This window comes from Mucilaginibacter corticis, assembly GCF_007558865.1.
GTDB lineage: Bacteria > Bacteroidota > Bacteroidia > Sphingobacteriales > Sphingobacteriaceae > Mucilaginibacter > Mucilaginibacter corticis.
Window position 1 is genome coordinate 352,786 of the sequence record NZ_VLPK01000003.1, and the last position, 16,486, is coordinate 369,271.

Consider the following 16,486-nt stretch of genomic DNA (forward strand, 5'->3'; position numbering starts at 1 on the left):
TATCGCCTGGTTTTATAAATTACCATTAAAACAAAGAGGGTGCATCATTTATCAATGATGCACCCTCTTTTATCTATTTTAGAATAAGTTATACAGTGGGATCCGTCGCATTTTCAACTATATCCCTGTCAGTACGTTCTTTTTTAAAAATCGTTGCTCCTATCAGGCCAATTATAGCTCCGAAGATCGGATATACAACGGCGGTACCGAAAGCGGCAAACAATGGCCCCCATTTTTTAGATATTTCCATTGCTTTATCAATTTGCTCAGATGACATTTTTCCCTGCTCTTCCATTTTTGTGCGGGAAAGTTCCATTGCTTTATCAAAAAAAGATGGGCTTAAAACAGTGCAGTACAAATAAATAAATACTGCCATAACTAACCCTGTGAATAATGCATATCTGAAAGCTACTGAAAATCCTTCTCCAAAAGTCATGAAACCGCCAATCTGATCCCTAAATTCTTTTTGTGATAAAAATAAAAACAGAATAAAAGGAATATAGGTTAGGTATTTTAATGAAGAGTTGGGGTCGACATTAAAAAGCTCAAATACATAAGTAATTACAATAGCTACCAAAGCATTTATCAATGCCCATTTAGTTGCCATTTTTGTGGGATTGTTTTTCGCAACCGGTATTACTACTTCTTCCATGATGGTTATAATTTAAATAAATGACTCTAAAATAGCCAGCACCGGCATGTCAAATTCCTGGTCGACGGCATTGTCAGCAATGACATTTTTCTCATCGGCGGTTGGGCCTGTATTTTGAAAAAAGCACATCATCGGATAAAACAACTCTTTTAATTCTGAATCTTCCGGCAGTTTATTGGCAACTTTAGCTATTTCAGCGGCAGGGCTTTCCATCAAGATCTGGTTAGCTATTACCGGTTCATAAATACGGTATTCGTCCTGGAACTCGTCTTCATCAACCAACAAAAACTCCTTCAGGTAATCTTCCAGTTCGGGTTCAATATCTTCGTCCTCGCATTCATTCAGGTAAAGCAGAAGGTTTAATAACTCCGTACCCCTGTCTAATGTTTGCTCCTCGATATCTTCCCATTCAGGTGTATCCAGGTAATCTTCTTCCAGGCGTTTTACGTCAGAGCTGAAAAAATTGATCATCAGCAGATCAAAAAACACTTCACGTAAAACTTCCAGCTGTGGATAATTGTCAAACACTTCGTCCAAAGCATCAACCTTGGTTAAAAAGTCTTCTTCCAATTCAAATACCGACTGAAAATCGGCGTGTATAGCACTAACTTCAAATCCGTTATATTTTGAAAATGCCTGCAGCGCAGCGCCAATTGCTATCTCTATTTTTGGGTCGATCATTATTTGTTTGATTTATATAAGTGATTATTGTTACAGGTTAACAACACTTGTCCTGTTAAGTTCTGCCCCAGGTAAGGCGAGTTGTATGATTTAGATAGATTGTTTTCTTTATTATACTCCCATTCGGCATCTTTATCAAATACCACCAGGTTAGCTTTTTGCCCGGCTGCAATAACCGGAACTTCTATATCCAGTATCACACGCGGGTTAATGGCCAGTTTTTGTACGATCAGGTCAATAGATAAGCCTGCTTTTAAAGCCAATGCAAACGCGGTTTGAAAACCGATTATACCGTACTCGGCAACCTCAAATTCAACATCCTTAAACTCAATTTCATGAGGCGTATGTTGCGATACAATGGCATCAATAGTACCATCTTTTAAACCGGCTATAAGCGCGTTAACATCAGCATGAGTACGCAAGGGTGGCTTAACTTTATAAAGGCTGTCAAAACCAGCTAAAGCATCGTCAGTAAGTATAAGATGATGTGCAGCAACGTCGCAACTTACTTTTAACCCTTTTTTCTTTGCTTCCCTGATCAGTTCTACAGACCGCGTGGTTGATATGGTGCTAAAGTGAATTTTTGAATCGGTATATTCAGCAAGGTAAAGATCGCGGGCTATCATTAGTTCTTCAGCTAAAGATGGGATGCCTTTCATGCCCAGCAGGGTGCTCATTTCGCCTTCGTTCACTTTAGCTTTTCCGGCTATAGCGGTATCTTCAGGATAAGAAAAAACAGTAGCTTCAAAACCTTTGGTGTACAATAAAGCACGTTCCATCAGGCCGGCATCCTGCACCGGGTGGTCGCCATCTGTAAAAGCTTTAGCGCCGCTCAGGTACATATCGTACATTTCGGCAAGGTCTTTTCCTTCGCGCTTATGCGATAAAGTTCCTAAAGGATAAACATCTACCAGGTTACCTTTGGCGCGGTTAAGCAAGTATTCAACTTCGGCTTTTGAGTGCACCGGCGGCTGTGTGTTTGGCATCAAAGCTATCCCGGTAAAACCACCGGCAGCAGCTGCGGCTGTTCCGGTTTGCAGGTCCTCTTTAGTTTCAAGCCCTAACTCGCCAATGTTGCAGTTAAGATCAAAAAAACCGGGGGACAGTTGTTTGCCGGTTGCATCATAAACGGTAACGTCAGTTTTAATGTCCGTGCCGATCTCTGTAATAGTTCCGTTTTTTATTAAAATATCAACAACCTGTTGATCAAATGGTGAGTTAGGGTCAGTTATTGTAGCGGATTTGATAAGCAAATTCATTAGCGCTGCTTTATGTATGGATTGAGGTTGATTCTTCTTTTTGCGAAAACGCCTGTTTATCGGCCCCGGCTGTTACGGGGACGTACATGGTAAGCAATATTTCGGCAGCCAGAAAAATCAATGCCAAAATTATACAAAGTTTCCATAATTGTACACCAAAATCTGCCCGGCTTACAATATCTTTTACAGAGCCTTTATTAACATTGATCACGTTATCCCTGGCGGGTAATATTTTATCGAGTTCGGCAGGTGTGTAATAGCTCAGGTCTGATTCGATCCTGTTATCATTAAAAGCCATTACAGACACTATGCTGTCCTGCTTTTTAAGTTCATATATACCGGTTTCCTGCAATTGGTCTGACACATATAATAGTGTGCTCCCCTCCTGTTGTTTCACATCGGGGATGATACTTTGCTTGCCTTTAACCAACTTTAGCAATTGTTTTTCTGATGTTTGTATGGGTGCTGTCTGAAGCGTTTCGTCACGGCCCAAGGTATAAAACAAAGGCTGATCACGCCCGCTCAGCAAAGCTATCCTAAACATGATGGGCACAAACAGCGCATGGCGCGGCAGGTTACTAAAATCTTCATTTAAAGGTACAGCAGCTACGTACACTTTACCTTTGCCATTATTATATCCCGCCCAAAAGGATTGTCCGCCCGGCAACTGCATTAAATTTTCATTACCGCCCGACGCTGCACCAAGCTGGTAATATTTTTTCACAACAGGCAGATCAGGATTTTTTGGGAAATCTTCAAATATGTTTTTAAACACAGGGTTTTGCAGATTTAGTGCCGATACTTTAATGTTTTCAGTCAACAACTTTTCCGGATATGAAGCCCCTAATGGTTGCAAGAATGACCGGTGGCTTGGCAAGTCGGCATCTGTCGCGGGGAAAACTACCAGCGTACCACCTTTGCTTACATAAGTTTTTAACTGTTGCGCCAAGCCTGCCGACACTGATTTAACATCGCTCACAACAATTAAGGGATGTGCACCAAGCCCCGTATAATTGACATTGCCTGCCGGGACACGGTTAACGTTAAAGAACTGATCAGTTGCAAAAACCGCTTTTAAATAGGGATTAGCAGTACCATCATCAATTAACAGCACCTGCATTTGTTGTTTTACATTAAAGCTAAAGTAAAACTGATTATCAAAAGTCACCGGATTATCCTGCAATGAGATCTCGGCACGCTGCCAGCCTGCTTTCAGGCCCGAAAATGTCACTGTATCATTTTGGATGGCGTGTGCACTGATAGTGTAACCGCCTAATGCCTTTTGCTCGCCGTTAATAGTTAATTTTAACGGGATCTTTATCGAGTTTTCGCCGGCATAGTTATGTAGCTTTACCACCAGTTTTTCAGTTTCGCCGGGGCGATGGATGGCGCTCAACAGCCATACCGAATCAACCGCTACATTAGCCTGCGTACTTGCATTGAGTTGGATAAGGCTGGCATGTATGCCGGTGTCAATTTTTAAAAGCCTGCCATTGGTAATGTTTTTCTGAAAATCAGATATAATATCTATCGACCGGCTTGCGCCGGGCTGCATATTTAATAAACTTTGCTGCCTGTCAATTACCTGTTGTAAACTACGGCTGCGCGGGCTAATCTTTACTTCGTCTACGGCATCGTTAAATTCATCGCGGCTTAGCAATCGCTGGTGTTTACCTTCAAAATCCTGAGTAAGCAGTTGGAATTTATCGTTCATTGAATAGGCCGATGCAATTTCTTTGGCGCGGCGTTTGGCTTCATCCAGCAAAGACCCTTCACGATTAAGCGTTTGCATAGAGTATGAATTATCTAAAAAAACACTAACAATACGCTGTGCGCCCGCGTTGGCATTGTTGTTTTTAGAAATATAGGGCCTTGCAAAAGCCAGTACCAAAAATGTAAGCGCCAGTAGACGGGCTGCCAATATCAAACGTTCTTTTAAATTTCTGCGGGATGATTGCTGCTCCTGAATCTCTTTAAGGAACTGCACATTGCTGAAATATACCTTTTGGTAACGCCTGAAATTAAATAAATGAACCAGTACAGGAATAGCCAGGGATATGAATGCAAATAAAAAAGCCGGGTATAAAAAGTGCATTTTTTGATGTGCAAATGGTAGATATACAAATGTGCAATTTTAACCGCAACAATTGATACGATTAAAACAAAATGGCGCAGCGTGTACGTGAAAAGAATTAACGAAAATTCTTAATCAGAATTATGGTGCCTTCTTTTGTGTTTCTTTTTATGCGACTCTGTTTTATGGTGTTTGCTTTCTGATTTTTTTGTGGAGGTATGCTTTTCCTCGCTTTGCTTTTTCTGTGGCTGGCTTGTTACGCTTTTATCCTTTACCGCGGTTGAATCTTTACTTAGCTGTTTAACATTAAAGCTATTATTGTATAAGGTGTATTCCAGCTTGCGCTTTGCTCCGCTTGGTTTGGCAGATGGTCCGCTTCCCTCATAAATAGGAAACTCCCTGATAAACTTACCTTCTGATATGTAGAAATTATCGTTACCACGATATCCTTTTCTTTGCGAACTGGTTAATTTGGGGAAATCAAGTTTCTCGACCCTGCTTTCGTAAAACTCAAATGCGTAAATACCGGTGTAATTGGTAGTATCATTACGTTTAGCCTGGATCAGTATCTCCGGGTGCCCGTCAATATCCATATCGGCATTATAAACATCTACTATTTTGCCGTTCAGGTCGCCTGTTGTGGTAGTATATTTTCTGCCTGCCGAATCAGAATGCAGGATCATGAATGCACCGGTATCTGCAGAACCCCTACCCCAGCTAAAAATATCATAATATTGGCCGGGCGATACCTCTATCAATTTATGAAACCTGAACGGGTCTGTTAAAACCGGGGCCTTGGGGACATTGCTAACAGCAACCGGTTTTTTCTCGTCTTGCGAACAGCCCGCTACAACCAAACTGCAAATCAATATATAAAAACAAGATCTTATGTTCATATCTCTCCCGTATTAATTAAACAGCAAATCAGACCCTAATTCGCCGGTTGGTTTGCCCGGTATAGTAATAAATACTTTAAGGCTGCCGGTAGTACCTATGTTAAAGTATTTCAAAGTAAACTTATGAAACCCTTTTTGCAAGGCAACAGCACCATTTTTACCACTTACCGGGTGTTTACCATCATTATCAACCACCAGTTGGTCGTCTATCAATATAGTTGATCCATCATCAGAAGTGGTTGAAAAACCATAAACACCATCACTATCAATACGGATATAACCGTTGTATATTATGCCAAAACCAGTAGCTTTTCTGAATTGGTTGATATTAAAGCTCTTAGCAATCAATGAATCTGCACCATCAGCAGATAGTTTAAGATTATTGGTACTGTTAAATTCGCCCGGGAAAAACTCATAACGTAACCCTTGATTGGTTCCTTTGTAATTAACCGGGGCCAGCGGGGCTTTATTATAAACAACTGTTTTAGTTACCACACTGCGTTTGCCGGTTGGGGTAATAACAATGGTTTGAATTTCGCGGTATTGATCAATCGGCACATTGTAGGTCATAGGGATATTAAACTCGTTGTCCGTTTCGCGCGGGGTGTAGCCATCAATGGTATAATAAACCTTTGCCCCTTTTACCGATGGTTTTAAGTCAACAGTTACCTTATCAGCAAAATATGCTGTATCCTTCGCACCAATAGCTGAGGGCACACGGTAATCGAAGCTGTTCTTATCCAACCAGGCTAAGTGAGATGGTAAACGGGTTTCAGAAAAGTCTTTAAAGTTTTTGTTAGCCAGTGGTGTCCAGGCAATTTCAGATAAGGCCAACATACGCGGCAGCAACATATATTCGGCCTTATTTTCTGTTGGGATATATTCAGTCCACAAATTGGCTTGCACCCCTAATATATGTTTTTTCTGATCGTCACTTAAAACTTCAGGAGTTGGATCATACCGATATATTTTTGTTATTGGTTCGTTACCACCAATGCTTAACGGCTCGGTACTAAAAAAGCCTTGAGCATGGTCAATATAGAGGCCGCCGCTACTTGGGGTCATGATCACATCATGATTTTGTTTAGCTGCCGCGATACCGCCTTCTTCGCCTCTCCAGCTCATTACGGTTGCATTAGGTGCTAAGCCACCTTCTAATATCTCATCCCAGCCAATAATGCTTCTGCCTTTTGAGTTTACAAATTTTTCTATCCTATGGATGAAATAGCTTTGCAAGCCATCCTCGTCTTTCAGCTTAAGTTTTTTAATCAGTTGCTGGCAAAATTTCGATTCCTTCCAGGCACTTTTGGGTGCTTCGTCGCCACCGATATGTATGTATTTACTTGGAAAAAGATCGATCACCTCGGTCAATACATCTTCTAAAAAGCCAAATGTTTGTTCAGAAGGGCAATAAATGTTTTTAAACACGCCCCAGGTTCCCTGTACCTTATAACCCGATTCAGGTTCGCAACCCAATTCAGGATATGAAGCCAAAGCAGCCATAGCGTGCCCGGGCATTTCAATTTCAGGCACTATGGTGATGTACCTGTCGGCGGCATATTTAATTACGTCCCGAATCTCATCCTGTGTATAATACCCACCAACCGGAGTATTATCATACTGCTGTGGTGTACGATCATGATAGTTGCCGATAACCGTTTCCGCACGGCGTGAACCGATCTCTGTTAACTTAGGATATTTCTTGATCTCGATGCGCCAACCCTGGTCGTCCGTTAAATGCCAGTGAAAAGTATTTAGTTTATAAGCGGCCATCAGGTCGATATACTTTTTAACAAACTGTACAGAGAAGAAGTGACGGCAGACATCAAGCATTAAACCACGGTAACCGAAACGCGGATAATCTTCTATCTGTACACATGGCAGTTTAGCCGTAGCGCCCCTGTCCGCAGGGATCAGTTGTATCAGGGTTTGGATGCCGTAAAACAATCCTGCACCTTTTGCGGCAATAGTTACATTGGTTGGAGTGATGGTTAGGCGGTAACCTTCGGCCGGTAAGCCATCAGTACCTGCGCTGGTTAATGTGATGCTATTGCTTACGCTTTGTCCGCTGTTTTGTTTAAGCGCGACGTGCAGCATAGCTGTATTTTTTAAATAATCTGATAAAAAAACAACGGCTTTGTTGTCAAGCGTATCGGCCAGCAACTGTGTTTCCTGGCTAAGTACAAATGTACCTATCGATTTTTTTACAGATACGGGTGCAGGTATTATCCCCATGTTGGGGTCCGTGTCTTGTGCCTGGACTGCTATTGAAAGAACAAATGTGGTAACCAGCAGTAAAAGTGTTTTTTTATACATAATTATAGATCGGTCAATAATTTAAAGATGGTGAAGTTAAAAGATTTTAAAAAAATATCGCACTCTATCCTGTAAAAAATATGCCACAAAAAAAGGCTGCCTGTATAGACAACCTTTATGTTTAAAGTTTTATTGCACCTTACGCGGTAACCACATGCTCTTTGGCGGCCAGATAACGTTCTGCGTCAATAGCGGCCATGCAACCTGTACCTGCTGCCGTAACAGCCTGGCGGTAAATATGATCCTGCGCGTCGCCGCAGCAAAATACGCCTTCAATATTGGTTTGGGTCGATCCCGGTTTGGTAATGATATAGCCGGTTTCGTCCATATCTATCCAGCCTTTAAATATCTGGGTATTTGGCGAGTGACCGATAGCCACAAAAAAGCCAGTAACGTCTAAAGTTGTCTCTTCGTTGGTTTTATTATTGATCACTTTAACGCCATTCACGCTTTGGCCATCGCCTAAGATCTCCTGGGTTTCGGTGTTGTATAGTATCTCGATGTTTGGTGTATTCACCGCACGATGAACCATGGCTTTTGATGCACGGAACTCATCACGGCGTACGATCATGTAAACTTTGCGAGCTAACTTAGCCAGGTAAGTAGCTTCTTCGGCAGCAGTATCGCCGGCACCTACTATGGCAACGTCCTGTCCTTTAAAGAAGAAACCGTCGCAAACGGCACAAGCCGAAACGCCAAAACCGCTGTATTTTTGTTCAGACTCCAACCCTAACCATTTTGCGGATGCCCCGGTAGAGATAATAACCGTATCAGCCAGGATGGTCTTGGTTTCGTCAACCACCACTTTGTGCGGCAGGCTTGAAAAATCAACCGAGCTTACATAGCCAAAACGGATATCGGTACCCAGTCTTTCCGCCTGCTGACGGAAATCTTCCATCATTTCAGGACCCATGATACCTTGCGGATAACCCGGAAAGTTTTCTACATCGGTAGTTTGGGTAAGCTGGCCGCCTGCAAGCATACCTGTGTACATTACAGGTTTCAGATCAGCACGCGACGCATATATGGCTGCAGTATATCCTGCGGGACCCGACCCGATGATCAGGCATTTAACATGTTCAGTAATTTCAGACATTGAATTAAAAATGAAGCACAAAAGTAGCACAATTTGCCGTGCTCATCAATAGGTGTTAGTCACTATATTGCCATTAGATTTAAGGATGGCTGACTTAATTATTTTATCACTCTTTAATTTAAAACAGATGTAATAAATTGCCGCCATCAATATTATGAAAAACATTTTAGCCATATCGGGCAGTCTGCGTGAGGGTTCATCAAACCACGCCATCTTAACTTATTTGGGCTCTGTATTGCCTGCCGGTATCGATTATAATATTTATAATAATCTTGCCCAGATACCGCCGTTTGATCCCGGTTTGGATACAGATAGCCCACCCAAGCCCGTAGCCGATTTAAGGAAAAAATTAGCCGAAGCTGATGGCCTGATCATCTGTACGCCCGAGTATGCCTTTGGTGTTCCGGGCTCGTTAAAAAACATGCTCGACTGGCTGGTATCAAGCAGTACCCTGGTTAATAAACCTGTAGCCTTGATCACCGCATCATTGGGCGGCGAGTACGCGCATGCCTCCTCATGCTCACACTGGGCGCTTTAACTGCCAAACTTTCTGACGAGACCAACTTGCTGATCCAATTTGTAAGATCAAAAGTGGATAAGGATGGAAATGTCACCGACGCTGAAACGATTGAAAGATTAAAGCACTTATCAGAGAATTTTGTCGCAAGTATTACATAACTGATAAATAAGCCCCTTTCCTCATTTCACATACTTATTAGTATTATTTATGTTAAATAATACTAAATCAATAGTTAGTTAAGGTATTTTTCCTTAAAATTATATCCTGTATTTGTGTTTAGTTTAAACCTTATCGCAAATTTCCTGCTGAACCTATATTTATGACAATGGCTAATTCAAAATGGTCTGCAAAAAAATTTGATGCGGTAACGCATTGCTGCAATATTATTTTAGGCATCGTCGCGACTATTCTTTTGAACACCTTTTGTTATGGCCAGCCAAACAAAGATCAGCCGCCTAAATTTGATCTCAACGGCCTGACATCAACCTATTCAAAAAATTATTTCATCTCAATATTTGACAAAAAAATCCCTGATTCTGTACAAATTGTCGGACTGGGCGAAGTTAGCCATGGCGGATACGAACCTCTCGCTTTTAAGGTAAATATGGTTAAATACCTGATTGAAAATAAAGGTTATCGAAAAATACTTTTTGAATTTTCAGACATAGGGGACATAAGAGCAATGCGAAACTATTTAACGCATAAAACCGATAATGATACGTCATACATTAACCAGTGGGTTAAAAAAGAGGCGTTTATGAATGCATATACAGCAGTCTTTCCCGATCTGCTTAAATGGATAAAACTGTATAATGACAAACACCCTAAAGATATGGTGCAGATCATGGGTTTTGATATTCGCAACGAGCAGTTGGATATAAACTTTGTGCTTAATAAATACATTATACCCTATAATTCGCAGCAAAGCCAACAATACGTATATCAATTAACTTCAAGCACATCAGATCCGGATAAAATTTCGCTTATCAACAAATGGTTCAAATCAAATGAAATCGATCTCAAAACCAAGCTTAATAAAGAAGATTTTTATTGGCTGTCCTTCTATGTTAATAATGTAACAAATGGTTTAACTTATGTTATAAAGAACTCAAAGACTAAAACCAGTAAATCAGATTCGACGAATTTATTTCGCGATAGCGTGATGTCCGAAAATGTTAAATACCTAAGCGGGAAAGAAAAAAGTATAATTTGGGCGCATAATGGACATGTAGTAAGATTTGAGAGAAGGTATATGGGGAATTATTTAAATCAGTATTTTAAAAACAAATATTATGTGGTCGCAACTGATTTTTCAAAATATGCAGCTGTTGAGGTTACCAATCCGGACTCTGTTAAAGACCTGGTTGACAAAAAGCATCCTTCCAAAATATTTAAATCTGCCCCCAGTACGGCTGCTTATAATATCCTTGATAGGTACGGGGTTTCAGAAGGAATTTATTTTCGCCAGGATCTGATCAGGATGAATATTAAGGAAGATATCAATGTCATAGATGTGGCGGGGGTCCCTATTTACATTCCTGAATTTAACAACCCTGCTGATGCATTGGTCATATTTTCAACCATTTATCCAAACGCCAAATAAAACCAACCTATACCACATGAAAAAAAGCTGCCTTTTGATTGTACTGATTTTAGCCTTTGCTAATGTGAATGCGCAAAAGATCCAGGAAATTGCATCGAAAAATATTGATGAAGCTATCCCGATGTTTAATAAAATTTCGGATTTTAAAAACACCGACGATATTAAACTATTAGGGTTAGGTGATGTGGCAGATCTTGCCAAAGAAACTAAAAAGTTAAACACCGCATTTACTGCTTACCTTATTATTAAGAAAAACTTCAGGAACATTGTAATTCCCGGAGACGATTGGATGCTCAGGCCTTTAAATGCTTACATGACCTCTTCGGCACCTGCAGACAGCGCGGCATTATTATCCTTATTATCAACCAGTATCCCTCCGTATCCTAAATTTGCTAACACAGAGTTTTTTGAATTGATAGCATGGATAAAAAAATACAACCTAGCCCACCGGCAGGATATGGTTAACTTTTTTGGTGTGGCACCTAATACCGCTATACCGCCGTCTTATTTTCTATCGGCTTATGTATATGCAATTGATAAAGCCTATGGCCAGAAGTTAAGCGATAAATGGAGCGAAAACACTGCTTCTGACTCTGTAGCCTACGCAGATATAAAAACCTGGCTAACAACAGTTAAAAGCACCGGTTTGTCGAAAGATAACCAGGCCTTAGTTGCAAAATGCAATGCAGATCTGCTGCATAATAAGGCTGTGGTGAAAATTTTATCCATTGATCAAAAGTTTCCGCCGAAAATTTTAAATGACAGAGCCCGGTACATTGCCAACCGCATTTTAGAAAAACTTGATAAAAAAACTATTTTCTATGGCTCAAACGTGGAAGTGATGAGGGCTGATTTGGCATCGAGCATGGTTTTGAATAATACACCGGTTTACACTGCTGGTAAGTGCCTCGGTGAAGATCTTAGGGAAAAATACAATGTATTTATTACTGATTTTACCGACACCGCTAAACTACCTATGGTTTATTTTACAGCAAAAAAGATCAACGATGAAGTATTAACCGGCCCGGAAAAAGCCAAAGATTTGTATAAGAATAACGACTACCTTGATGATAAAAAAGATAAAAATCTGTTAAAAGGATATCAGCCTGAATTATTACCTTATCTTAAAGAACAAGTTAGCCAAGCTGTTGTCGACAAGGATGGCTATGCTGCAGACGGCTTATTTTTGCTTTCAAACCTGTCGAAAATAGATACAGATTTTCATTTTTAACCCAATACCAGATATTTATGAAAAAACTAATCTTTACCGTAATCGTATATTGCTGCATCTGCAATCTGAAAGTTTACAGCCAACTAATTGTACGCAACTGGGGGTTTGAACAATATGATGCAATAGGAGTTGAAATTGGCTGGACCCAGATCAATACCAGACAACAATACATTCTTGACCAGGACACTATCATATTTCATTCAGGCAAAAGATCATATTCTGTTGAGGCAAAGTCTGACACGGCGAAAGACCGCGGGATGGGCGGCGCTGGCACCATGTATCTTTCACATACGATTAGCCAAAAAAGAAAGATCAAAGTTTCTGCTTTTATTAAAACCAAAAATTTAACTGAAGGAGCGGCTGGGATACTAGTTATACTGAATGGTGAAAAAGGGCAAGTATTTCAGGCAGATAACCACGAAAAAAGCCCCACCGGGACTACAGACTGGACTAAGTATGAATTAGAACTGCCTTTAACCGCCGATGTAAGATCCGTAAGCTTTGCTTTTGTAATGACAGGCAAAGGCAAGGCCTGGTTTGATGATGTGCAGGTAATGGTAGACGATCAGGTAGTTGACGATAAAACGTGGTAAAGAGCAATACAAAAACTCAATAATTAGATCAATAAGGAAAACTATGGATCTGTTATCATTTATCAGGAATGCTTATGTACGTTATTTTTTAACAGCGTTGGTTTTACTGACGGGTCACTTTGCCTACGGACAAAACAGGACAGGCATTGTAATAGGTGAATCGAAACCATTGAACGGGGCAACGATTAAAAATATTAATTTAAATATGCTTGCCATAAGCGGCGATGAAGGCGCTTTTATACTAAAGTTAAACAATGGCGACACGGTTGTAACCAGCTATTTGGGTTTTAAAACCGATACATTGGTTTTTTATGAACAAAGCTCGCTGTTAATTACGCTAAAACCCCTTACCAATAAAATAGGCGAAGTAGTAATTAAAGGATTTAAAATAAGTCCGCTTGAAAAACTCAGAAAAAACCAGGAAGATTACAAACAGATCTACCGCATTGGCGACGATAGCCATATGTTCAATGCACTTGGGGGCTTCGGGTTCGCGGGTTTTGCAATAAGTATCGACGCGCTGTACAGCCATTTTAGCAGGGCAGGAAAAAACGCGCGTAAACTGCAAAAAACACTGGTGAGGGATTATTATGCGGATATTGTAGACTCCCGCTTTACAAAGGACCTGGTAACCAAATATACGGGATACGAAGGGCAGCAGTTAGATCAGTTTATGATTGACAACCGCCCGACCTATGATTTTATCAAATACGCGTCTGAGTACGATGTGATAAAATATATACAGAAAATGGCTAAAGAAAACCCGCCTGCTGCTGTTACTGGCAGAATACAAAATAATTTGTGATTCTCCTCTCTGCCAATTTGACAATCAATTGACCTTTGGAACATTGATTGATAAGCAGGATTGTTACCAAACATTTAATCCAAATAATCAATAATAAAATTATGCAAGAAAAAGGAACCATTTCGATCCACACCGAAAACATTTTTCCGATAATTAAGAAATTCCTGTACTCTGATACCGAGATATTTTTACGCGAGCTGGTATCAAACGCAATTGACGCTACCCAAAAAATAAAACGCCTGGCATCATTAGGTCAATACAATGGCGATCTTGGCGATCTGCGGGTTGAAGTTGCTTTTGACGAGGCAAAAAAAACCATCACTATATCTGACAATGGCTTGGGTATGACTGCCGATGAGATCAAAAAATACATTAACCAGATAGCATTTAGCGGTGCTACCGAGTTTATGGAGAAGTTTAAAGAAGCCAAAGACGCTAATGAGATCATCGGCCGTTTTGGTTTAGGCTTTTACTCGGCCTTTATGGTGGCTGATAAGGTTGAGATCGAAACCCTGTCATACCAGGAAGGCGCTGAACCTGCCCACTGGACCTGCGACGGAAGCACCGAATTTGAAATAAGCGAGGGCAATCTTGTAGAACGTGGTACCGAGATCACTTTACATATCAACAAAGATTCGGAAGAGTTTTTAAGCAAACAGCGTTTACAGGAGATTCTGGATAAATACTGTCGTTTTTTACCTGTGCCTATTAAATTCGGCACAAAGACAGAGTCGGTTGAGGATGGTGTTGACGAAGAAGGCAAACCAAAATATTCTTCGGTTGAGGTTGATAATATTATCAACGAAACCAACCCTATCTGGACCAAAGCCCCTGCCGACCTGAAGGATGAAGATTACCTGGCTTTTTACAAAGAGCTATATCCTTTTAGCGAAGATCCGTTGTTTTGGATCCACCTGAATGTTGATTATCCGTTCAACCTGACTGGTGTATTATATTTCCCGAAACTGAAAAAAGATTTCGAGATCCAGCGCAACAAGATCAAATTATTCTCTCGCCAGGTGTTTATTACCGACGAGGTGAAGGACATTGTTCCCGAGTTTTTAATGTTACTGCACGGAATCATCGATTCGCCGGATATTCCGCTGAATGTATCACGCAGTTTCTTACAGGCCGATAGCAATGTTAAAAAGATCAATAGCTATATCACCAAAAAAGTAGCTGATAAATTGGCAGAGCTGTTTAAAAACGATCGTAAAGCTTACGAAGATAAATGGACTGACATAGGCCTGTTTGTAAAATACGGTATGGTAAGCGAGGATAAGTTTTATGACAAAGCAAAAGATTTTGTTTTACTGACCAACACCGCCAAAGAAAACTTCACCTTAAACGAGTACAAAGATAAAGTTGAAGCGGTACAGACTGACAAAAGCGGCCAGTTGGTTTATATTTATACTAATGATCCATCCAAACAGGACGCGTTTATACAATCGGCCAATAAAAAAGGTTATGATGTATTATTGATGGATTCGCCTATCGATACGCACTTCATCAGCCATTTAGAGCAAAAATTGGAGAAAACCTCGCTTAAGCGTGTTGATGCCGATGTAGCTGATAAACTGATCGGCAAGGATGATGTTCCTGAGCATATTCTGACTGAAGAACAGGCTACTAAAGTGAAAGCAATTTTTGATAAGGCCATTAACCGCCCTGCTTACAAGGTTGAGCTGGAAAGCCTTAACCCTGACGAACTGCCGGTAACTGTTACCATGGATGAGTTTATGCGCCGTATGAAAGATATGGCAGCCATGGGCGGCGGTATGGGCTTTTATGGCAGCATGCCCGACAATTACAAAGTTGTGGTTAACGGCAACCACAAACTGGTAAGCCGCATACTGCAGGACGAAAACGAAGACGTACAATCGCAACTGGCTAAACAAGCGTTCGATTTAGCACTACTTTCACAAGGTCTGTTAACCGGCGCAGATCTGACCGAGTTTGTTAACCGCAGTGTTAATTTGATATAACGATCAAGCATTCGATATCAAAGCCGCTCACATAATTGTAAGCGGCTTTTTTATTACCCAAGATTGTCATTTCGAACGAGGAGAAATCTATACAAGGCAGGTCGGCGACATATCTATGTATAGACTTTTTTAATTTTAACTAACCAACTACTCGGCTATATTCTTGCTTTTATCAAATTATTATACTTAACTTTATATAAAGTAACGAAACCCAATCGTTATAAACCTGTTAAACCTTTTAAATTCTGTTGTTATGAAAAACTTAAAATTGTTATGCATTTTAATTATGGGTGCCATCGGTATAAACTTAAGCTTTGTACAAGCCACCAAAATTGACAAGAAAGCCGAAAAAGTGGCTAAAATTAAACGTTTGATCACATCCGGTAATTACGTATTTGTAGCCAATTACGCCATACCTATGAGTATGCCGGCACGTAATTTAACAAGCAATTATGATGTGACCATAACCAAAGATAACCTGGATGTTTACCTGCCCTATTTCGGTCGTGCTTATGCAGCACCAAGAGATCTGACACAAGGCGGCCTTAAATTAAAGACATCAAACTTTGATTATAAAGCAGTAGAAAAAAAGAAAGGCTGGGAAATAAACATTACACCTAAGGATCAAAACAACCCTCCGGGTGTTAAGGATGTGCGCTCAATGCAATTATCCGTAAGCACTGATGGCTATGCTTCGCTAAGTGTAACATCGCTCAACAAACAGCCTATCTCTTTTAACGGTTATATTGACGAGATTCCAAAAGATAAATAATTT

Annotated in this window: 14 protein-coding genes; 7 read left to right on the forward strand and 7 right to left on the reverse strand. The window is 40.5% G+C overall.

Going from position 1 to position 16,486, the window contains the following annotated elements:
* Positions 1 to 88: 88 nt before the first annotated feature.
* From FO440_RS16875 to trxB, 7 genes are all read right to left on the reverse strand, one after another.
* Complete coding sequence (locus FO440_RS16875; RefSeq protein ID WP_144249455.1) at positions 89 to 652, reverse strand: DUF4199 domain-containing protein; 564 nt, start codon at positions 650 to 652, stop codon at positions 89 to 91.
* A 12-nt stretch (positions 653 to 664) separates the two neighbouring features.
* Entirely contained in the window at positions 665 to 1,333 is a 669-nt protein-coding gene (locus FO440_RS16880) for a hypothetical protein (RefSeq protein ID WP_144249456.1), read from the reverse strand.
* Positions 1,333 to 2,592, reverse strand: coding sequence for a dihydroorotase (locus tag FO440_RS16885; protein WP_144249457.1), 1,260 nt, complete (start codon positions 2,590 to 2,592; stop codon positions 1,333 to 1,335). Before FO440_RS16885 ends, FO440_RS16880 begins: the two co-directional genes overlap by 1 nt.
* Positions 2,593 to 2,602: 10 nt before the next feature.
* Positions 2,603 to 4,687, reverse strand: a complete 2,085-nt coding sequence (locus tag FO440_RS16890) for a BatA domain-containing protein (protein WP_144249458.1) — start codon at positions 4,685 to 4,687, stop codon at positions 2,603 to 2,605.
* 110 nt (positions 4,688 to 4,797) lie between these two features.
* Positions 4,798 to 5,562: a hypothetical protein gene (locus tag FO440_RS16895; protein WP_144249459.1), complete on the reverse strand. Its 765-nt coding sequence runs from the start codon at positions 5,560 to 5,562 to the stop codon at positions 4,798 to 4,800.
* Positions 5,563 to 5,574: 12 nt separating this feature from the next.
* Positions 5,575 to 7,878, reverse strand: coding sequence for a family 20 glycosylhydrolase (locus FO440_RS16900; protein ID WP_144249460.1), 2,304 nt, complete (start codon positions 7,876 to 7,878; stop codon positions 5,575 to 5,577).
* 139 nt (positions 7,879 to 8,017) lie between these two features.
* Entirely contained in the window at positions 8,018 to 8,974 is a 957-nt protein-coding gene (trxB, locus tag FO440_RS16905) for a thioredoxin-disulfide reductase (protein WP_144249461.1), read from the reverse strand.
* 154 nt (positions 8,975 to 9,128) lie between these two features.
* On the opposite strand from trxB, the gene FO440_RS16910 reads away from it, so the two are divergent.
* The 7 genes from FO440_RS16910 (at position 9,129) to FO440_RS16940 (ending at position 16,483) form a co-directional block, all read left to right on the forward strand.
* The gene (locus tag FO440_RS16910) at positions 9,129 to 9,512 is read left to right on the forward strand and encodes an NADPH-dependent FMN reductase (RefSeq protein ID WP_144249462.1); all 384 of its coding nucleotides are present in this window, start codon (positions 9,129 to 9,131) and stop codon (positions 9,510 to 9,512) included.
* A gap of 307 nt (positions 9,513 to 9,819) precedes the next feature.
* Positions 9,820 to 11,097 (forward strand): erythromycin esterase family protein, encoded by a 1,278-nt coding sequence (locus tag FO440_RS16915; protein ID WP_186292710.1) that lies wholly within the window; start codon positions 9,820 to 9,822, stop codon positions 11,095 to 11,097.
* Between the two features lie 16 nt (positions 11,098 to 11,113).
* On the forward strand, positions 11,114 to 12,328 hold the full coding sequence (locus FO440_RS16920) for a TraB/GumN family protein (RefSeq protein WP_144249464.1): 1,215 nt from the start codon (positions 11,114 to 11,116) through the stop codon (positions 12,326 to 12,328).
* 17 nt (positions 12,329 to 12,345) lie between these two features.
* Positions 12,346 to 12,921 carry a hypothetical protein gene (locus FO440_RS16925; protein ID WP_144249465.1) on the forward strand — a complete coding sequence of 192 codons (576 nt, stop codon included), beginning with the start codon at positions 12,346 to 12,348 and terminating at the stop codon, positions 12,919 to 12,921.
* Positions 12,922 to 12,964: 43 nt separating this feature from the next.
* Positions 12,965 to 13,726: a peptidase associated/transthyretin-like domain-containing protein gene (locus FO440_RS16930; protein ID WP_144249466.1), complete on the forward strand. Its 762-nt coding sequence runs from the start codon at positions 12,965 to 12,967 to the stop codon at positions 13,724 to 13,726.
* Between the two features lie 101 nt (positions 13,727 to 13,827).
* A complete protein-coding gene (gene htpG, locus FO440_RS16935; RefSeq protein WP_144249467.1) occupies positions 13,828 to 15,711 on the forward strand; it encodes a molecular chaperone HtpG in 1,884 nt (627 codons plus the stop codon).
* Positions 15,712 to 15,964: 253 nt separating this feature from the next.
* The gene (locus FO440_RS16940) at positions 15,965 to 16,483 is read left to right on the forward strand and encodes a DUF4251 domain-containing protein (RefSeq protein WP_246104252.1); all 519 of its coding nucleotides are present in this window, start codon (positions 15,965 to 15,967) and stop codon (positions 16,481 to 16,483) included.
* Positions 16,484 to 16,486 lie beyond the last annotated feature (3 nt).

Excerpts from the sequence above, each read along its gene's own strand:
- trxB (WP_144249461.1), bottom strand. The coding sequence starts at position 8,974 with ATGTCTGAAATTACTGAACATGTTAAATGCCTGATCATCGGGTCGGGT.
- FO440_RS16930 (WP_144249466.1), top strand. The coding sequence starts at position 12,965 with ATGGATCTGTTATCATTTATCAGGAATGCTTATGTACGTTATTTTTTA.
- FO440_RS16940 (WP_246104252.1), top strand. The coding sequence starts at position 15,965 with ATGAAAAACTTAAAATTGTTATGCATTTTAATTATGGGTGCCATCGGT.
- FO440_RS16900 (WP_144249460.1), bottom strand. The coding sequence starts at position 7,878 with ATGTATAAAAAAACACTTTTACTGCTGGTTACCACATTTGTTCTTTCA.
- FO440_RS16925 (WP_144249465.1), top strand. The coding sequence starts at position 12,346 with ATGAAAAAACTAATCTTTACCGTAATCGTATATTGCTGCATCTGCAAT.
- htpG (WP_144249467.1), top strand. The coding sequence starts at position 13,828 with ATGCAAGAAAAAGGAACCATTTCGATCCACACCGAAAACATTTTTCCG.
- FO440_RS16875 (WP_144249455.1), bottom strand. The coding sequence starts at position 652 with ATGGAAGAAGTAGTAATACCGGTTGCGAAAAACAATCCCACAAAAATG.
- FO440_RS16880 (WP_144249456.1), bottom strand. The coding sequence starts at position 1,333 with ATGATCGACCCAAAAATAGAGATAGCAATTGGCGCTGCGCTGCAGGCA.
- FO440_RS16890 (WP_144249458.1), bottom strand. The coding sequence starts at position 4,687 with ATGCACTTTTTATACCCGGCTTTTTTATTTGCATTCATATCCCTGGCT.
- FO440_RS16895 (WP_144249459.1), bottom strand. The coding sequence starts at position 5,562 with ATGAACATAAGATCTTGTTTTTATATATTGATTTGCAGTTTGGTTGTA.
- FO440_RS16885 (WP_144249457.1), bottom strand. The coding sequence starts at position 2,592 with ATGAATTTGCTTATCAAATCCGCTACAATAACTGACCCTAACTCACCA.
- FO440_RS16910 (WP_144249462.1), top strand. The coding sequence starts at position 9,129 with ATGAAAAACATTTTAGCCATATCGGGCAGTCTGCGTGAGGGTTCATCA.
- FO440_RS16915 (WP_186292710.1), top strand. The coding sequence starts at position 9,820 with ATGGCTAATTCAAAATGGTCTGCAAAAAAATTTGATGCGGTAACGCAT.
- FO440_RS16920 (WP_144249464.1), top strand. The coding sequence starts at position 11,114 with ATGAAAAAAAGCTGCCTTTTGATTGTACTGATTTTAGCCTTTGCTAAT.